The sequence below is a fragment of the Bradyrhizobium sp. WYCCWR15520 genome, from assembly GCF_056174665.1.
Genome location: NZ_JBWBWM010000032.1, coordinates 27,161 through 43,722 on the forward strand (window position 1 = coordinate 27,161; position 16,562 = coordinate 43,722).

Here is a 16,562-nt window from a genome sequence, read left to right on the forward strand (position 1 = left end):
AGCCGACAGCTCAACCGGCGCTGGCGTAATAATCGAGCAGCCGGCGCGCCTCGGTAGAGAGCCAGTCCGCTTCCCCGCTGATATAGCCTTCGACTTGCCCGGTGACGCCGATCAGGAAAGTGATCGGCATGGCGTACAGCGCGAACGGCGTGTCGGCCTGCCCGCCCGCGCCGGCTCTTGCCACGAGGCCATCGGGATCGAGACCGATCGCGAGGCGGCGAAGCTTCAACGCTTTCACAAACGGCGCAACGACCGATCGGTCGCGATCCGTCGCCACGGCGATCACCTCAAAATCCCTGCGGTCGCTCGCCGCCAGCCGGTCCAGCATCGGCAGTTCGGTCCGGCAGGCGGGGCACCAGGTCGCCCAGAAATTGACGAGCACGACTTTGCCCCGCAGGGACGTCAAATCGATCGCGCCGCCGGACAGACGCGGAATCGGTACCGATGGCACCGGCCTTGCGCCGCGAAGCTGGATGAACTGATGCCGGACGGTTGCGAACGGCGGCGGCCCATCGGCCCGGACACGAGCCGACATCGCGGCCAAGGCGCCAGCGCCGAGCAGCCCTGCAACGACGGTGCGGCGTGTTAGTCTGCGATGTGGCGTCATGGCCGATATCCGTTTGTCATGACCGGATGTAGGACCAGCCGGCTTCCTGCAGTTCGATGATGCGCCCGGGCCCGCTCGGCACAAGATCGACATTGTCAATCAGTGTGATCGGACGGCCCTCTTGGCGTTCCATGCCGAGCTTGGTTGCCTCGCAGACAACGAATCGGATGTTCGAATTGACCGTCCTCAATACGCGCAGCATGTCTTTCACCGGCGAGGTATCGGCGCGCAACATGTGAACGCCGGCATTATAGGCGACGACCTCGATCGTGAACGGTTCGTTCCGTTCCTGGTAGTATTTCGGGAGGTTGAGCGAGGTCGAGATCAAGGCGCGCATCGTGGTGGGATCGTCGGTATTGATCGGCAGCACCAGCCGATGCATCGGCGGCGAAGCTGGCTTCGTCTGCGGTTTTGAGGTCGCCGCTTCGGATCCTGTCAGTAACAGGGTCACCGTCAGCGGCAGCACGAAGGCCAGCACAAGCCCTGCAACAGCCGTCAATTCGCGGCGAGAAATGCGCATCGCAGCAGCCTCACGAAGTCTCGGCAAGCAATGCGATCTGGCCACGCTCCGCATAGGCAACCACAGCGTTCAGCGCCAGAAGAACAATGGCCGGCACCGGCGAGCCGCCGATGACGAATAAATGGGTGATCACCGCGCCGATCATGATGCAGATCAGCAGCAGCGCGCCGAGGGCGGCCTTCCGGGGCAAGAGCAGCAGGATCGCGCCCATGATTTCGAGACCGCCGGTGACATAGCGAAACCATTGGCCGAGCCCGATATGCTGAAACTCCTCGACCAGCATGGGGACGCCATAGAGCTTCGCCCCGCCGGCCGCCACAAAGGTGAGCGCAAGCAATCCCCTGACCACCCACAGGGTGGCAGACGTCCAGTACGGTCTGGTTGGCGCAACAATCGTAGACATCGAGAAAACTCCCGAAATGGTGAAAGCGGCGGCGGACAGCAGTGCCATCCGCCGGCGGAGCCCCTGAGGGGCTGTCAAACCCAAAATTCGGGACTAAGATGAAATTGACAAGTAGGATGATTTTTCTGGGGTAGTATGGAAAAACAGACTAATGAGAATGAAGGGCAGGAATGCCCATCCGAACGGGCCAGAGCGCAGTTGCATCGGGCGCTTCGCCTGCTCTCAGGCAAGTGGAAGGGCGAAATCCTCTGGCAGCTTGTCGACGGCAAGCAGCGGTTCGGCCAATTGCGGCGCGCCATCCCGGATGTGACTCAGCATATGCTGACGACCCAGCTCCGCGACCTCGAAAGCGAGGGCCTGGTGAAGCGCACGGTATTTCCCGAAGTGCCGCCGCGGGTGGAATACGAGATGACCCCGGCGGCTCGGGCGTTGCGGCCCGTGTTCGACGAGCTGTTCCGCTGGGCCAATGCACACGTCAGGCCGGAGCCCGGCGCGGATACTGCCGGCAAAGGGGATGACAAGCTGCCGTGAGGGGTTGCTAAAACAGCAGCCCCATCAGTACCAGGTTTTCGTAACCGCCATCAACGAGAATGCGGTTGCGCTGCAGCCCTTCGATCGCAAAGCCGAATTTCTTGTAGAGCTCGATCGCGCCCGTATTGCTCTCCCGAACCGTCAGTTCGACCCGTCGCAGCCCAAACTCCCGCGCCGCGCCGAGCGTCTGCCGGATCAAACGCCCGCCTATTCCCTGTCGCCGGAATTCCGGCAGCAACGCGATCCCGAGAACGCCGACATGGGCATAGATCGGCCTTGGGTTGGGCACGACATCGCACCAGCCGATGACCCGGCCGGAGGAAACCGCGACCAGTTGCGGATAACCATGCGCGATATTGTCGAGAACGAAGGCCCGCGTCGCTTCGAACGGCGGGGCTTCCAGAAACGCCAGATAGCGCCGCTCCCGCGCGACGAAGTCGAGGGCCCCGTGAAAGCTTTCGATATGGTCTTGCGTTATCGGAACAATTTCGACTGCAGCCATCGTCTCGGCAACGTGTTGATTCCGCCCCTCGCGGAATGGCGGGGAAACAACTATCTTGGATGCGCCCCTCCGACAACGGACTGATTTGATGACCAATCCCGCTACAACCTCCCTCCTCGACCGCGCCAATCTCGACCGCGATGCCGTCCGGCGCGAGATCACGCGGGGCCTTTCGGGCGCCGACGACGGCGAGCTGTTTCTGGAATATGGCCAGACCGAAGCGCTCGGTTTTGACAATGGGCGCTTGAAGCAGGCGACCTATGACACCAGCCAGGGTTTTGGCCTGCGCGCGGTGAAGGACGACGCGGTCGGTTACGCGCATTCCTCTGATGTCTCGCTGCCGGCGCTGATCCGTGCGGCGGATGCGGTCGCGGCCGTGCGCGGCGGCTACAGCGGCAATTTTGCCGCTGCGCCCGCCCATACCAACGTCCGGCTCTATGGCGACGAGAATCCGCTGGATGCGCCGGGGTTCGAGGCCAAGGTGAAGCTGCTGGCCGAAATCGACGCCTATGTGCGCGACAAGGATCCGCGGGTGCGGCAGGCTTCCATCAGCCTGGGGGCCACCTGGCAGGTGGTGGAGATCTTGCGGCCCGACGGCGAAAGCTATCGCGACATCCGCCCGCTGGTGCGGGTCAATATTTCGGTGGTCGCCGGACAAGGCGACCGGCAGGAAAGCGGCAGCAAGGGCTATGGCGGCCGCGAGGGCTATGCCCGCTTCATTGAGACCAAGGCCTGGCGCGAGGCCGCCGATGGCGCGATCCGCGAGGCGCTGGTCAATCTGGAATCGGTCCCTGCTCCTGCCGGCGAGATGGACGTGGTGCTGGGCGCCGGCTGGCCCGGCGTGATGCTGCATGAAGCGGTCGGTCACGGCCTCGAAGGCGACTTCAACCGCAAGCAGACCTCGGCGTTCGCAGGGCTGATGGGCAAGCAGGTCGCGGCCAAGGGCGTCACCGTGGTCGACGACGGCACCATGGCGTCGCGGCGCGGTTCTCTCTCCATCGACGACGAGGGTACGCCGACCAACCGCACCGTGCTGATCGAGGACGGCATCCTGGTCGGCTACATGCAGGACCGCCAGAACGCGCGGCTGATGAACATGAAGCCGACCGGCAACGGCCGCCGCCAGAGCTACGCCCATGTGCCGATGCCGCGCATGACCAACACCTACATGCTGGCGGGCCAGCGCGACCCCGCGGAAATTTTGGCCTCTGTGAAGAACGGCGTCTATGCCGCCAATTTCGGCGGCGGCCAGGTCGACATCACCTCCGGCAAATACGTGTTCCAGTGCACCGAGGCCTACAAGATCGAGAACGGCAAGCTCGGCGCGCCACTCAAGGGCGCGATGCTGATCGGCAACGGGCCGACCGACCTGCATCGCATCACGATGGTCGGCAACGACCTGGCGCTCGATACCGGTATCGGCACCTGCGGCAAGAACGGCCAGGGCGTGCCTGTCGGCGTCGGCCAGCCGACGCTGCGGATGGAACGGATCACGGTCGGAGGAACAGGCTAGTGAGCGACGAGAAATTGGTAGGTGGTGACAAGGATGCATCTCCCGGCCAATGGGCGAGCTGGCGCGCGCAAGCCGTGCAGTTGGCGGCAATTGTTGCCGTCGTGTTCGTCGCCAAGGGCGCGCTTGCCGAACCGTTTTACGTGCCGTCGGGCTCAATGGAGCCGACGCTTCTGATCGGCGATGCGCTAGTAGCGTCGAAATACCCCTACGGCTACGGCGCGGCGTCGCTGCCGATCCAGATCACGCTGCCCGAGACCGGCCGCCTGTTCGGCGATACGCCCAAGCGCGGCGACGTCGTCGTGTTCCGCTGGCCCGGCGACCGCTCGCAGGCCTGGGTCAAGCGCGTGGTGGGATTGCCGGGCGACCGCATCCAGTTGCGTCAGGGCCAGCTCTTCATCAACGACCATGCAGCTGAGCTGAAGCCAGACGGTGTCGGTCAGGCGGAAGACGACCGCGGCAATACCGAACGGGCCTACCGCTTCATCGAGACGCTGCCGAACGGCGTCAGCCACGCGATCTTCAAGATGCGCGACAATGGAAGGCTCGACAACACGCAAGAGGTGACGGTGCCGCCGGGGCAATTATTCGTGCTCGGTGACAACAGGGACAATTCCGCCGACAGCCGCGTCGCGGTGCGCGATGGCGGCGTCGGACTATTGCCGATCGACAATCTGATCGGCCGCGCCGACGCCGTGGTCGGCTCCTGGGATCTCGGCATGCGCAGCCAGCCGGTGTGGACCTGGCTGTCGGGTTTCCGGCTGGCGCGGTTTTTCACCTCGGTGCATTGAGGACGTAACTTGCTCTCCGTCATGGCCGGGCTTGTCCCGGCCATCCACGCCTTTCTTGCTGATGCAGCGTCAAGACGTGGATGCCCGGGACATCTAGCGCGAAGACGCGCTTCGCGCTTTTGCCCGGGCATGACGAGAAGAGAGAGCCGAAGCCCATGACCTTCGACGACGTCAGAAAAATCGCGCTTCGCTGGCCTGAGGTCGAGGACGGCACCTCCTACGGCACGCCGGCCCTGAAGGTGCGCAAGAAGATGCTGGTGCGACTGAAGGAAGACGGCGACAGCCTGGTGATGCCGGGCGTGCCAAGGGACGAGCGCGAGATGCTGGTGGAAAGCCAGCCGAAGACGTTTTACTTCACCGATCACTACCGCGATTATCCGATGGTGCTGATCCGCCTGTCGAAGGCTCGCAGCGCCACCGTCGAGCCGTTCCTTCGCCGGCACTGGCGCACGCTGGCGTCGAAAAAGGCGGTGAAGGAATTCGATACGACTTTGTAGGGTGGGCAAAGGCGCGCAGCGCCGTGCCCACCATCTTTCCATGATCGTAAGGGAATGGTGGGCACGCTGCGCTTTGCCCACCCTACGGCGGCGTGCCTATGGATAAAGACCAATTCCTCACCGCCGCCTTGCAAAATCCCGCCAACGAAGCCATCGCCGAAGAGCTATTTCGGCTCGCGCTGCCCGACGCGTGGCTGGTCTCCGGCTGTCTGGTGCAGACCGCGTGGAACGTGCTGACCAGGCGCGCAGTCGACTACGGCATCAATGATTACGACGTGTTCTATTTCGATCCCGATACGTCGTGGGAAGCGGAAGACGCGATTATTCGCAAGCTGGCGGAGCGCTTCACTGAACACGGGATCGCGGTCGAGGCGCGCAACCAGGCGCGCGTTCATCTATGGTACCCAGAGAAGCATCGCCTGCCCTATCCGGAGCTACGCTGTTCGACGCAAGGCATCGACCGGTTTCTGACCAGGAACACGCAGATCGGAATTCAGCGTGTGCGGGATGGCTATGAGGTCTATGCGCCGAATGGTTTTGACGATGTCGCCGCTCTGATCGTGCGGCCGAATCCGGGCCCGAATTTTTCCGCGGCGAATTATGAGGTGAAGGCTGCGCGCTGGAAGGCGCTGTGGCCGGAGATCACGGTGTTGCCGGCGGAATGAAGCCGTAGCCCGGATGGAGCGCAGCGAAATCCGGGAGTGTTGCGGCTGGGTGCGCCCCCCGGATTGCGCTTCGCTCCATCCGGGCTACGATTCTATACGCTACCGCACCACGCCCGAGGTAAACCCCGCCTTCCGTCGCGGTGGCTTGATGTCCTTCTTCAGGAAGCAATGCGCTTCCTTGCCGGCATAGCCCGGCCGCGCGTAGGTCCAGGCGCGGCATTTGTTGTCGGCGGCGCAGGCGGCCTTGCAGGCGTCGTCGCCGCCGTCGCTGCTCTTGAGGTCGAAGCTCTTGTAGTCGCCGCCGAAGCGGTCGATCGAGGTTTCGCTTGTCTCGTTGCGCCGCTCGACCACCCCGGCGCCGCGTACGCCGGAAACGCAGCACTCGCTCTGCACCCGCGCCGGAACGTTGCTCTTGAGCCAGCACACCGCGCGGTTGGCGAGGTCAGTCGGATAGTTGAAGCTCCAGGCGCGGCAGCGCTTGTCGCGCTCGCAGACCAGCGCGCATTCCGCCGGATCGCCCGATATCACGGGTGCGCTGAGATAGTCGCCGCCGGGACGGTCGAAATTGGCCTGCGCCAGCGCCGGGCGCGCGGACAGGGCCGCTGCCAAAAAGGCGAGCGTCACCACACACGCCCTGAGCCGGCGAACAGTCCCCATCTGCGGTAGCTTTCGAAATTCGCGTTTTCAGGACGGGATGACTTATCTCAAATCGTCATCACGCCCTGTCTGTTTGATCCGGGCGCCATTTGAGCGCCATCAACCTGTACGGTGGATGAACGGCTCAAAAGCGAAGCAACCCGTTCAATCAGAACGCGTATTCCTGATAGACAGGCTCGACGGAACCGCCCCAAGGGCCGTTGAATTTGTCCAGCATCTCTTCCGCCGGCGTGCGGCCCGAATCGAGAAGCCGCTCCAGGGGTTCGAGGTAACGGCTCTCGTCGCGGCCGAGTTGATCGATGCGGCCACGCCGCCTGAGGCCTGAATGCGACAGCTTCAGGCATTCCTTGGCGATCTCGAACAGATAACGATCCTTGATCCTGGCCTTGAAGCCGAAGCGCGGCACGTCGTCGCGCAGCGCCTGACGCTCCTGCGCCGTCCAGTGGCTGACCAGATCCCAGGCCGCATCCAGGCTCTCATTGTCGTACAAGAGGCCGACCCAGAACGCCGGCAGCGCCGGCAGCCGGCCCCACGGCACGCCGTCGGCGCCGCGCATTTCCAGATAGCGCTTGAGGCGGACTTCCGGGAAAATCGTCGACAGATGGTTGGCCCAGTCCGACAAGGTCGGGCGCTCTCCGGGCAGCGAGTTGTTGCGGCCCTCGAAGAAGGCGCGGAACGACGAGCCGGAAACGTCGATATATTCGTCGCCGCGCTTGACGAAGTACATGGGCACGTCGAGCGCGTAGTCGACCCAGCGCTCGAACCCCATGCCGTCCTCGAATACCCACGGCAGCATGCCGGAGCGGGCATTGTCGGTGTCGCGCCAGATCTCGGAGCGGAACGACAGGAAGCCGTTGGGCTTGCCTTCCGTGAACGGCGAATTGGCGAACAAGGCGGTTGCCACCGGCTGCAGCGCGATCGAGACGCGCAGCTTCTTGACCATGTCGGCTTCCGAGGAGAAGTCGAGATTGGTCTGCACCGTACAGGTCCGGTACATCATGTCGATGCCGTAACTTCCGACCTTCGGCATGTAGTTGGTCATGATCTTGTAGCGGCCCTTGGGCATCATCGGGATCTGCGACCGCGACCAGGACGGCGTCATGCCGAGCCCGAGGAAGCCGATCCCCAGGGGGGTCGCGATCTCGCGGACCTGCGCCAGATGCGCCATCAGCTCGGACTGGGTCTGATGCACGGTCTCGACCGGCGCGCCGGACAGTTCGAACTGTCCGCCGGGCTCCAGCGAAATCGCGCCGCCGCCGGTAACATCATAGAGACCGATGATGTTGCCGCGCTCCATGATCGGCTCCCAACCAAGCAGGAGCTGCATGCCTTCGAGCAGCGCGCCGATGCCGCGCGCGCCTTCGTAGGGCACAGGCTGACGGCCATCGAGCGTGAACGGGGTCTTCTCGTGCTCGGTGCCGATGCGGAACTCGGACGGCGGCTTGATGCCGGCTTCGAACCACGTGACGAGCTCGTCACGCGATTGCAGCGGCGTCATATCGATCTGGTCACGCGCCATGAAAAAATCCGGATAACTGGCGATTCGACCGAACGCGCCGGGTGGCCAAGGGGATGCGGACGGCCTCGTCCGCACCAACGAAACGTATCAAAGATGTCATCGCGCCGGCACGCCGTCGCGGGCAGCGGCCGTCTTGACGTCGGAACAGGAGCAGCCCAGCCGGTCAAGCAGGCCGCATAGCTTCAGGGCGTCCGCATCGGACAATTTGGAGCCGACGTGCTTTTCGATCGCCGCCGAATAGGCGCTCCACATCTTCTTCTGCAACTCGCGCCCGGCTTCGGTGATCTCCACGAACTGACCACGCTTATCGATCTTGCATTCGCGCCGCGCCGCCAGGCCCTCATCGACCAGCCGGTCGATCAGCCGCGAGGTGGAATATTGCGGGATCAGCATCTGCTTTTCCAGTTCCACGGGGCGCATCTCGCCGGACGGCGCGCGCGACAGTTCCAACAGCGCGTCATACCAGGCCAGCGGCGGAAAGCCGGCCTTCTTTAAGTCCTGCTCCACGGCATCGAGCACCCGGCTCTGCACCCGCATCAGGCGGATCCAGGCAGCGGTCGCCTCGGTCGATGGTTTGCGTTTCATGGTCCGGTCCGTATCTATCACCAATCAGTGTACCGCACTAAATGCAGGTGCATCAATCTTGACTATTTCATGCAAATGCATTTAGTCGGCCCGGCAATAATGTCGAGGGAAGGAAGAACCCATGAAACTGTATTATTCCCCGGGCGCCTGCTCGCTATCCCCCCATATCGCGCTTCTTGAGGCCGGTTTGCCCTATGACCTGGTCAAGGTCGACCTGCGCGCCAAGAAGCTGGAGAACGGTGACGACTTTTTGACGGTCAACCCCAAGGGCCAGGTCCCGGCACTGGCGCTCGATTCGGGTGAACTGGTCACCGAGGGCCCGATCATTGTCCAGATGATCGCAGACAAGGCGGGCAAGAATCTGGCGCCGCCCCGCGATTCCGACGAGCGCTACAAGCTGCTCGAATGGCTGAACTTCATCACCACCGAGCTGCACAAAAATCTCGGACCGATGTTCTCTCCGCTGCTCGCCGACGACGCCAAGCCTTTCTTCAAGGACCGCGCCATGAGCAAGTTCAAGTACCTGGAAACCGCGCTAACGGGGCGCGACTACCTGATGGGCAAGCAGTTCACCGTCGCCGACGGCTACCTCTTCACCATGCTGATGTGGGCGACCGACCGGCTCAAGTTCGATCTGTCTGATATGCCGAACCTGCTGGCCTACAAGGCCCGCGTCGCCGCCCGTCCGAAGGTGCAGGAAGCGATGACCAAGGAAGGGCTGCTGAAGGCGGCGTGAGTTCTTGCGAATAACGAATATGAAAGGGGCCGGATCGATGATCCGGCCCCTTTCTCGTTGCGTAGCCCGGATGGAGCGCAGCGCAATCCGGGAAAGTGCAGCAAGTGGCGAGATCCCCGATTTCGCTTCGCTCCATCCGGGCTACAACCTACAAAGCTTACGCCGCCTGCTTCTTCGGCGGGAAGCGGCCATAGAAGGTTTCGCCGCTTGCCGCCATGTCTTCCAGCAGCTTCGGCGGGGTGAAGCGCGAGCCGTATTTGGCCTCGAGCTTGTGGCAGAGCTCGACGAACTTCCGCGTGCCCATGAAGTCGATATAGGACAGCGTGCCGCCGGTGAACGGCGCAAAACCGAAGCCGAGGATCGAGCCGACATCGGCCTCGCGGGGATCGGTGATGACGTGGTCCTCCACCGTGCGGGCGGCTTCCACCGCCTGCACCACCAAAAAGCGTTGCTTCAGCTCCTCGATGTCGATGGTGTCAGGATCGAGCTGCTTCGGCTGCAACGCGGAGAGACCCGGCCACAGGCTCTTCTGGCCCTTGCCCTTCTCGGGATAATCGTAAAAGCCCTTGCTGTTCTTGCGACCGAGACGGCCCTGCTTCTCGACCAGTTCCACCATCAGCTTCTTCTGATCCGGGTTGATCGAGTTGGGACCGAGATCGGCTTCCGTCGCCTTGATGACCTTCAGGCCGAGGTCGAGGGCAACTTCATCCGACAGCGACAGCGGACCGACCGGCATGCCGGCCATCTTGGCGCAGTTCTCGATCATCGCCGGCGGCACGCCTTCGAGGAACATCTCGTTGCCTTCGGCGATGTAACGGCCGACGCAGCGGTTGGCGTAGAAGCCGCGCGAATCGTTCACCACGATCGGCGTCTTGCCGATGATGCGCACATAGTCGAGCGCGGCGGCCAGCGCGACGTCGCCGGTATTCTTGCCGAGGATGATTTCGACCAGCATCATCTTCTCAACCGGCGAGAAGAAATGGATGCCGATGAACCTGCCCTGATCCTTGAAGTTTTCGGCGAGCGAGGTGATCGGCAGCGTCGAGGTGTTGGAAGCGAAGATCGCGTCCGCCTTGAGGTACTGCTGCGCCTTGGCGAAAGTATCCGCCTTGACCTTGCGGTCCTCGAACACGGCCTCAATCACGAGGTCGCAATCCCCGAGGGCAGCGTAGTCCGCGGTCGGCGCGATGCGCGACATGATGGCGTCGGCCTCGGCTTGCTTGGCGCGGCCCTTGGCGATCAGACCGTCGATGACGCTCTTGGCGTGTGCCTTGCCCTTATCGGCGCTCTCCTGGTCGCGGTCGATCAGAACGACGTCGAGACCCGCGCGGGCCGATACGTAGCCGACGCTGGCGCCCATGAAACCGGCGCCGATCACGGCGATCTTTTTGATCTTGCTCGCCGGCACATTCTGCGGACGCCGTGCGCCCTTGTTCAGTTCCTGCATCGACAGGAACAGGCTGCGGATCATCGCAGCGGCTTCCTTCGAGCGCAGCACCTGCGTGAAGTAGCGCGACTCCACGCGCAGCGCGGCGTCGATCGGCAACTGCAGGCCTTCATAGACGCAGCTCATGATGGCGCGCGCGGCCGGATAATTGTCGTAGGTCTCGCGGCGGTAGATGGCATTGCCGGCCGGGAACATCATCATGCCGGCCTTGGAGAACACCGGACCGCCCGGCAGCTTGAAACCCTTCTCGTCCCAGGGCGCGACGGCCTTGCCACCGCCCTTGATCCAGTCCTTGGCCGCCTTGATCAGATCGGAAGCCGGCACAATGGCGTGGATCAAATTGAGCGCCTTGGCCTTCTCGACGGTGACGGGATCGCCCTTGAGCAGGATGGTCATCGCATCCTGCGGCGGCACCAGGCGCGGCACGCGCTGCGTGCCGCCGGCGCCGGGGAACAGGCCGACCTTCACTTCGGGCAAGCCGAGGCGAGTTTTGGGATTTTCAGCCGCCACGCGGTAGTGGCAGGACAGCGTCACTTCAAAGCCGCCGCCGAGCGCGAGCCCGTTGATCGCAGCGGCCCACGGCTTGCCGCAGGTTTCGATGCCGCGCAGCACCAGCGAGAAGCGGCGGCTCTGATCGAACAACATCTGGTTGGCCGCGACCTCGCCCTTTTCCTTGAAGACTTTGGCGTATTCCTTGTTCATGCCCTCGAGCATGGACAAGTCGGCGCCGGCGCAGAAGGCCTCCTTGCTGGAGGTGATGACGACGCCCTTCACCGCGGCATCCGCCGTGGTCTGCTTCAGGATCTCCTCGAGCTCGGTGGTCGAGGTCTCGTCCAGCACGTTCATCGAACGTCCGGGGATGTCCCAGGTGACGAGCGCAATGCCGTCGGCGTCGGTTTCAACTTTGAAATTCTTGAAGGCCATGTGGTGCTCCCTCGATGCCGGCAGCCGATGTCAGGCGCGGCGGTTAAATTGTGATCCCGTAGGGTGGGCAAAGCGCAGCGTGCCCACCATTCCTTGCAGAGCGCGTGATGGTGGGCACGGCGCAGATGCGCCTTTGCCCACCCTACGGCAGCTCAGACTCTTTCGATGATCGTCGCGGTCCCCATGCCGCCGCCGATGCACAGCGTCACCAGCGCGGTCGACTTGTTGGTGCGCTCCAGCTCGTCGAGCACGGTGCCGAGGATCATGGCGCCGGTGGCGCCGAGCGGATGGCCGAGCGCGATCGCGCCGCCATTGACGTTGATCTTCGCATTGTCGATCTCGAACGCCTGGATGTAGCGCAGCACGACGGAAGCAAAGGCCTCGTTGAGCTCGAACAGGTCGATGTCCGACTTCTTCATGCCTGAGCGCTCGAACAGCTTTTCGGTGACGTCGACAGGTCCGGTCAGCATCATCGCGGGCTCCGAGCCGATATTGGCGAAGGCGCGGATTTTCGCACGCGGCTTCAAGCCGTGCTTGGCGCCCGCCTCCTTGCTGCCGAGCAGCACGGCGCCCGCGCCATCGACGATGCCGGACGAGTTGCCGGCGTGGTGGACGTAATTGATCTTCTCGACTTCGGGATGCGACTGGATCGCCACCGCATCGAACCCGCCCATCTGCCCGACCACGGTAAACGACGGCTGTAACTGCGCCAGCGACTGCATCGTCGTGGTGGGGCGCATGTGCTCGTCCTTGGCAAGGATGGTGAGGCCGTTGACGTCCTTCACCGGCACCACCGACTTGTTGAAGCGACCCTCGTCCCAGGCCTTTGCGGCCCGCTGCTGGCTCTGCACCGCATAGGCATCGACGTCGTCGCGCGAGAAACCATACTTTGTGGCGATCAGGTCAGCCGAGACGCCCTGCGGCATGAAATAGGCCGGTACCGCCATAGAGGGGTCCATCGGCCAGGCGCCACCCGAGGCGCCGATACCGACGCGGCTCATCGATTCGGCGCCGCCGCCGATCACGAGTTCATGCTGGCCGGCCATGATCTGGGCGGCGGCGAAATTCACGGCATCGAGGCCGGAGGCGCAGAAGCGGCTGATCTGCACGCCGGGAACGGTCTCGCCGAGCCCCGCCTTCAGCGCCGCGAAGCGCGCGATGTCGGATCCAGCCTCGCCGACCGGATCGACCACGCCGAGCACGACGTCATCGACGACGTCCTCAGCCAGATTGTTGCGCTCCTTCAGCGCCTGCAGCGGCACGGTGGCGAGCGCCAGCGCCGTGACCTCATGGAGCGCGCCATCGGCCTTGCCGCGGCCGCGCGGGGTGCGAACGTGATCGTAGATATATGCCTCAGGCATGACGCCCTCCTGGTATGAGGATCATAATATTATAGGCGAAGGGACGGAGAAACGGTGGAAAATCTCAGAACGCTTCCGCCGCCAATTCCATGGTGGTGGCGCAGCCGCTCTGGATGCGCGCAAGATGAACGTGGGTTTCCGGCAACATTCGCTCCATGAAGAAGCGGCCGGTCACCAGCTTGGTGTTCAGATAGGGCGTGGCGCCGCTGGCGGCAATCTTGTCCTGTGCCACCTTCGCCATTCGCGCCCACATGTAGCCGAAGGCGACGAGGCCGAACAATTGCATGTAGTCGGTGGCGGCAGCGCCCGCATTGTCGGGCTTGGCCATCGCGTTCTGCATCAGCCAGCCGGTGGCCTGCTGCAAATGGCCGAGCGCGGTCGAGAGCGGCGTGACGAACGGCTTCATCGCCTCGTCGGCGCCGTGCTCCTTGGCGAAGCCTGCGACTTCGGCAAAGAACGCCATCGCGGCGCGGCCGCCATTGCGGGGCAACTTGCGGCCGACGAGGTCGAGCGCCTGGATGCCGTTAGCGCCCTCGTAGAGCATGGCGATGCGAGCATCGCGCACGAACTGCTCCATGCCGTGCTCGGCGATATAGCCATGGCCGCCATACATCTGCTGCGCCAGCACCGTGTTGGAGAAACCGACGTCGGTCATCATGCCCTTCATGACCGGCGTCATCAGGCCCATATGGTCGTCGGCTGCATCGCGGTCCTTCGGATCGGAGGAGCGGTGAGCGACGTCGCTCTTCAGCGCCGTCCACACCACCATGGCGCGCGCCGCCTCGTTGAAGGCGCGGATGGTGAGCAGCACACGGCGCACGTCGGGATGCACGATGATCGGATCGGCCGCCTTGTCCGGCTCCTTCGCGCCCGTCAGCGCGCGGCCCTGCAGGCGCTCGCGCGCATACTGGACGGCGTTCTGATAGGCGACTTCGGACTGCGCCAGCCCCTGCACGGCGACGCCGAGGCGGGCCTCGTTCATCATCACGAACATGCCCTGCATGCCCTTGTTCTCTTCGCCGATCAGCCAGCCGGTGGCGTTGTCATAGTTCATCACGCAGGTGGAATTGCCGTGAATACCCATCTTGTGCTCGATCGAGCCGCAGGACACGCCGTTGCGAGCGCCCAGCGAGCCGTCGGCATTGACCAGCACCTTCGGCACCACGAACAGCGACACACCCTTGATGCCGGCCGGCGCACCTTCGATGCGTGCCAGCACGAGGTGGATAATATTCTCGGCCATGTCGTGCTCGCCGGACGAGATGAATATCTTGGTGCCTGATATCTTGTAGCTGCCGTCGGCTTGCTTCACCGCCTTGGTGCGCAACAGACCGAGATCCGTGCCGCATTGCGGCTCGGTGAGGTTCATGGTGCCGGTCCATTCGCCCGCCACCATCTTCGGCACGAACATCTTCTTCTGCTCGGGCTTGCCATGCACCAGAAGCGCCGCGGTCGCACCCATGGTGAGACCGCCATACATCGAGAAGGCCATGTTGGCCGCGCTCTGGAATTCGGTGACGACCTGGCTCAGCGTCACCGGCAGCCCCTGCCCGCCATATTCCGCCGGCGCCGACAGCCCAAGCCAGCCGCCTTCGGCGACCTGCTTGAAGGCTTCCTTGAAACCCTTCGGCGTCGTCACGGAGCCGTCGTCGTGCCGCTTGCAGCCTTCGAGATCGCCGATACGGTTGAGCGGCTGCAAAACCTCTTCGGAGAGTTTTGCGGCCTCGCCCAAAATGGCTTCGCGCACATCGGCGGAGGCATCGGTGAAACCGGGCAGATTGTCGTAGCGATCGATCTGGAATACGTCGTTGAGCAGGAAGGTAACGTCTTCCACGGGGGCTTTGTAGATCGGCATGATGTTCTCCCGGCAGCGGCGAAAGGTGGTGAAGGCGTTTGAAATGAGATTCGTCGTGGGCGTTCCGGAACGCGACCTTATCCGGTTCCGGCAGTCCTAGGGAGTGAGCAGGTGAGCGAAATATCCGGGCAGCCATTGCGACATAAACGGCACCTGATATCGTCGCGGTCTTTGCTCCCTCACCCCTCGTCACGGCTTGGCGAGTTGCTCCCCCATCAAGCGGTGCAGCAGATTGATCCCCTTCAGCGGACGCACCATCACCTTGAAGTGCGTGATCTTATCGTCATCGCTGAAGGTGATGATGTCGACGCCGTTGATCTTGATGCCCTCGATCTCGTTTTCGAATTCGAGGACCGCGCCGTTCGCACTGCGCCATTCGCCTGTGTATTTGAAGCCGGGGCCGCCCAGCACCTTTTCGGCGCTCGCCAGATATTTGAAAGTGATGTCGCGCCCGCGCTGCGGCGTGTGGACGACGGGGCTTTCGAACACCGCGTCCGGATGCAAGAGATCCCACAACGCCGCCGTGTCATGGGACTTCATGTAGCCGTACCACTTGTCGAGGCCGCTCATGGTCATGATGTCTCCTGGTGCGGGCGATGACGGGCTAGCGCGCCGGGGAAGACCTCTCCGGAGCTTATGCGCGTTGACGCATATGCAACTTTATGCATAATGTCAAATCACGATTGAAAGCCGGAGACCTGCGTCTTGGCGCTGGGTGACGCGATCCTTGCCTGCCTGACCGAACGTCCGATGACGGGCTATGAGCTCGCCAAGACGTTCGACAACTCCATTGGATTCTTCTGGAAGGCCGACCACCAGCAAATTTATCGCGAGCTCACCAAGCTTCGTGATCGCGGCCATATTCAGGGCCGCGAGGTGGTGCAGTCCGGCAAGCCCAACAAGCTGGTCTATACGCTGACGCCGGAGGGGCGGGCCGCGCTCCGGCACTGGGCCGCGCGGCCGAGCGTTCCGGCTTCGATCAAGGATGACCTTTTGGTACGGCTCTATGCGCTCGACAGCGTCGATGTCGAACCGTTGCGCACCGACCTGATGGCGCGTCTGGAGCACCACCGCGACCGCTTTGCCCGCTACGAGCGCCTGCTCAACAAACGATTCCCGGATGGCACCGCGCCGACGGCCGACCTGGGCAAATTGCTCGGCCTTCGCGTCGGCCTCGCCTACGAGCGCGCCGTGGCAGAATGGTGCGAAGAGGCGATCGAGGCGCTGTCGCCCCTCTCCTCCGGGGCGGAGCGGACCAACGTTCTGCCCATCGAGGAAAACCAGCGCGAAAACAAAGGTTAGGGCCGGTTAATTTGGTCGCCCGGTAACTTTTGGGGCGATCGGCCCCATTCCTTAACCCGTTATTTACCGTGACGGGAAAAAGTCAGTTCCGAGACAGACAACCTGCGCGAAAATACGATTGGGACGCGCGGGGAGGCTGATGGCGCAGGT

At 63.2% G+C, this 16,562-nt stretch carries 18 protein-coding genes; 7 read left to right on the plus strand and 11 right to left on the minus strand.

Annotated elements, in window-relative coordinates:
• Window positions 1–10 precede the first annotated feature (10 nt).
• From AC0QUY_RS30830 to AC0QUY_RS30840, 3 genes are read right to left on the minus strand one after another with little or no spacing between them, the layout of a single operon-like run.
• Window positions 11–607 (minus strand): TlpA family protein disulfide reductase, encoded by a 597-nt coding sequence (locus AC0QUY_RS30830; protein WP_475390012.1) that lies wholly within the window; start codon window positions 605–607, stop codon window positions 11–13.
• 16 nt (window positions 608–623) lie between these two features.
• Window positions 624–1,127 carry a DsrE family protein gene (locus AC0QUY_RS30835; protein WP_475390013.1) on the minus strand — a complete coding sequence of 168 codons (504 nt, stop codon included), beginning with the start codon at window positions 1,125–1,127 and terminating at the stop codon, window positions 624–626.
• A gap of 10 nt (window positions 1,128–1,137) precedes the next feature.
• On the minus strand, window positions 1,138–1,530 hold the full coding sequence (locus tag AC0QUY_RS30840) for a DoxX family protein (RefSeq protein ID WP_475390015.1): 393 nt from the start codon (window positions 1,528–1,530) through the stop codon (window positions 1,138–1,140).
• A gap of 135 nt (window positions 1,531–1,665) precedes the next feature.
• On the opposite strand from AC0QUY_RS30840, the gene AC0QUY_RS30845 reads away from it, so the two are divergent.
• Complete coding sequence (locus AC0QUY_RS30845; RefSeq protein ID WP_161850486.1) at window positions 1,666–2,061, plus strand: winged helix-turn-helix transcriptional regulator; 396 nt, start codon at window positions 1,666–1,668, stop codon at window positions 2,059–2,061.
• 7 nt (window positions 2,062–2,068) lie between these two features.
• Here the strand turns inward: AC0QUY_RS30845 and AC0QUY_RS30850 are convergent, their stop codons facing one another.
• The gene (locus AC0QUY_RS30850) at window positions 2,069–2,563 is read right to left on the minus strand and encodes an N-acetyltransferase family protein (RefSeq protein WP_475390016.1); all 495 of its coding nucleotides are present in this window, start codon (window positions 2,561–2,563) and stop codon (window positions 2,069–2,071) included.
• 88 nt (window positions 2,564–2,651) lie between these two features.
• Between AC0QUY_RS30850 and tldD the strand changes: the two genes are divergently transcribed.
• The 4 genes from tldD to AC0QUY_RS30870 all read left to right on the plus strand — a co-directional run bounded on the left by tldD (window position 2,652) and on the right by AC0QUY_RS30870 (window position 6,026).
• Window positions 2,652–4,076 carry a metalloprotease TldD gene (tldD, locus tag AC0QUY_RS30855; RefSeq protein WP_161850488.1) on the plus strand — a complete coding sequence of 475 codons (1,425 nt, stop codon included), beginning with the start codon at window positions 2,652–2,654 and terminating at the stop codon, window positions 4,074–4,076.
• A complete protein-coding gene (gene lepB, locus AC0QUY_RS30860; protein ID WP_371419372.1) occupies window positions 4,076–4,864 on the plus strand; it encodes a signal peptidase I in 789 nt (262 codons plus the stop codon). Before tldD ends, lepB begins: the two co-directional genes overlap by 1 nt.
• Window positions 4,865–5,019: 155 nt before the next feature.
• Window positions 5,020–5,361: an MmcQ/YjbR family DNA-binding protein gene (locus AC0QUY_RS30865; RefSeq protein WP_161850489.1), complete on the plus strand. Its 342-nt coding sequence runs from the start codon at window positions 5,020–5,022 to the stop codon at window positions 5,359–5,361.
• A gap of 98 nt (window positions 5,362–5,459) precedes the next feature.
• Window positions 5,460–6,026 carry a nucleotidyltransferase family protein gene (locus AC0QUY_RS30870; protein WP_475390017.1) on the plus strand — a complete coding sequence of 189 codons (567 nt, stop codon included), beginning with the start codon at window positions 5,460–5,462 and terminating at the stop codon, window positions 6,024–6,026.
• 99 nt (window positions 6,027–6,125) lie between these two features.
• On the opposite strand, the gene AC0QUY_RS30875 is transcribed toward AC0QUY_RS30870, so the two are convergent.
• The 3 genes from AC0QUY_RS30875 to AC0QUY_RS30885 form a co-directional block, all read right to left on the minus strand.
• On the minus strand, window positions 6,126–6,683 hold the full coding sequence (locus AC0QUY_RS30875; RefSeq protein WP_161850491.1) for a PAN domain-containing protein: 558 nt from the start codon (window positions 6,681–6,683) through the stop codon (window positions 6,126–6,128).
• 148 nt (window positions 6,684–6,831) lie between these two features.
• Complete coding sequence (locus AC0QUY_RS30880; RefSeq protein WP_475390018.1) at window positions 6,832–8,202, minus strand: glutamate--cysteine ligase; 1,371 nt, start codon at window positions 8,200–8,202, stop codon at window positions 6,832–6,834.
• Window positions 8,203–8,298: 96 nt separating this feature from the next.
• A complete protein-coding gene (locus AC0QUY_RS30885; protein WP_161850493.1) occupies window positions 8,299–8,787 on the minus strand; it encodes a MarR family winged helix-turn-helix transcriptional regulator in 489 nt (162 codons plus the stop codon).
• A 121-nt stretch (window positions 8,788–8,908) separates the two neighbouring features.
• On the opposite strand from AC0QUY_RS30885, the gene gstA reads away from it, so the two are divergent.
• A complete protein-coding gene (gstA, locus tag AC0QUY_RS30890) occupies window positions 8,909–9,523 on the plus strand; it encodes a glutathione transferase GstA (RefSeq protein WP_475390019.1) in 615 nt (204 codons plus the stop codon).
• Between the two features lie 157 nt (window positions 9,524–9,680).
• Here the strand turns inward: gstA and AC0QUY_RS30895 are convergent, their stop codons facing one another.
• The 4 genes from AC0QUY_RS30895 to AC0QUY_RS30910 form a co-directional block, all read right to left on the minus strand.
• Window positions 9,681–11,894, minus strand: coding sequence for an FAD-dependent oxidoreductase (locus tag AC0QUY_RS30895; RefSeq protein ID WP_161850495.1), 2,214 nt, complete (start codon window positions 11,892–11,894; stop codon window positions 9,681–9,683).
• Between the two features lie 152 nt (window positions 11,895–12,046).
• Window positions 12,047–13,255 (minus strand): acetyl-CoA C-acetyltransferase, encoded by a 1,209-nt coding sequence (locus AC0QUY_RS30900; protein WP_161850496.1) that lies wholly within the window; start codon window positions 13,253–13,255, stop codon window positions 12,047–12,049.
• Window positions 13,256–13,319: 64 nt separating this feature from the next.
• The gene (locus tag AC0QUY_RS30905; protein ID WP_161850497.1) at window positions 13,320–15,110 is read right to left on the minus strand and encodes an acyl-CoA dehydrogenase C-terminal domain-containing protein; all 1,791 of its coding nucleotides are present in this window, start codon (window positions 15,108–15,110) and stop codon (window positions 13,320–13,322) included.
• Between the two features lie 189 nt (window positions 15,111–15,299).
• Window positions 15,300–15,686 carry a nuclear transport factor 2 family protein gene (locus tag AC0QUY_RS30910; RefSeq protein ID WP_161850498.1) on the minus strand — a complete coding sequence of 129 codons (387 nt, stop codon included), beginning with the start codon at window positions 15,684–15,686 and terminating at the stop codon, window positions 15,300–15,302.
• Window positions 15,687–15,815: 129 nt separating this feature from the next.
• On the opposite strand from AC0QUY_RS30910, the gene AC0QUY_RS30915 reads away from it, so the two are divergent.
• A complete protein-coding gene (locus tag AC0QUY_RS30915; RefSeq protein ID WP_475390021.1) occupies window positions 15,816–16,412 on the plus strand; it encodes a PadR family transcriptional regulator in 597 nt (198 codons plus the stop codon).
• Window positions 16,413–16,562 lie beyond the last annotated feature (150 nt).

Bases quoted from the DNA above. Each gene is read 5' to 3' on its own strand.
- AC0QUY_RS30830 (WP_475390012.1), bottom strand. From the start codon at position 607: ATGACGCCACATCGCAGACTAACACGCCGCACCGTCGTTGCAGGGCTG.
- AC0QUY_RS30835 (WP_475390013.1), bottom strand. From the start codon at position 1,127: ATGCGCATTTCTCGCCGCGAATTGACGGCTGTTGCAGGGCTTGTGCTG.
- AC0QUY_RS30840 (WP_475390015.1), bottom strand. From the start codon at position 1,530: ATGTCTACGATTGTTGCGCCAACCAGACCGTACTGGACGTCTGCCACC.
- AC0QUY_RS30845 (WP_161850486.1), top strand. From the start codon at position 1,666: ATGGAAAAACAGACTAATGAGAATGAAGGGCAGGAATGCCCATCCGAA.
- AC0QUY_RS30850 (WP_475390016.1), bottom strand. From the start codon at position 2,563: ATGGCTGCAGTCGAAATTGTTCCGATAACGCAAGACCATATCGAAAGC.
- tldD (WP_161850488.1), top strand. From the start codon at position 2,652: ATGACCAATCCCGCTACAACCTCCCTCCTCGACCGCGCCAATCTCGAC.
- AC0QUY_RS30865 (WP_161850489.1), top strand. From the start codon at position 5,020: ATGACCTTCGACGACGTCAGAAAAATCGCGCTTCGCTGGCCTGAGGTC.
- AC0QUY_RS30870 (WP_475390017.1), top strand. From the start codon at position 5,460: ATGGATAAAGACCAATTCCTCACCGCCGCCTTGCAAAATCCCGCCAAC.
- AC0QUY_RS30875 (WP_161850491.1), bottom strand. From the start codon at position 6,683: ATGGGGACTGTTCGCCGGCTCAGGGCGTGTGTGGTGACGCTCGCCTTT.
- AC0QUY_RS30880 (WP_475390018.1), bottom strand. From the start codon at position 8,202: ATGGCGCGTGACCAGATCGATATGACGCCGCTGCAATCGCGTGACGAG.
- AC0QUY_RS30885 (WP_161850493.1), bottom strand. From the start codon at position 8,787: ATGAAACGCAAACCATCGACCGAGGCGACCGCTGCCTGGATCCGCCTG.
- gstA (WP_475390019.1), top strand. From the start codon at position 8,909: ATGAAACTGTATTATTCCCCGGGCGCCTGCTCGCTATCCCCCCATATC.
- AC0QUY_RS30895 (WP_161850495.1), bottom strand. From the start codon at position 11,894: ATGGCCTTCAAGAATTTCAAAGTTGAAACCGACGCCGACGGCATTGCG.
- AC0QUY_RS30900 (WP_161850496.1), bottom strand. From the start codon at position 13,255: ATGCCTGAGGCATATATCTACGATCACGTTCGCACCCCGCGCGGCCGC.
- AC0QUY_RS30905 (WP_161850497.1), bottom strand. From the start codon at position 15,110: ATGCCGATCTACAAAGCCCCCGTGGAAGACGTTACCTTCCTGCTCAAC.
- AC0QUY_RS30910 (WP_161850498.1), bottom strand. From the start codon at position 15,686: ATGACCATGAGCGGCCTCGACAAGTGGTACGGCTACATGAAGTCCCAT.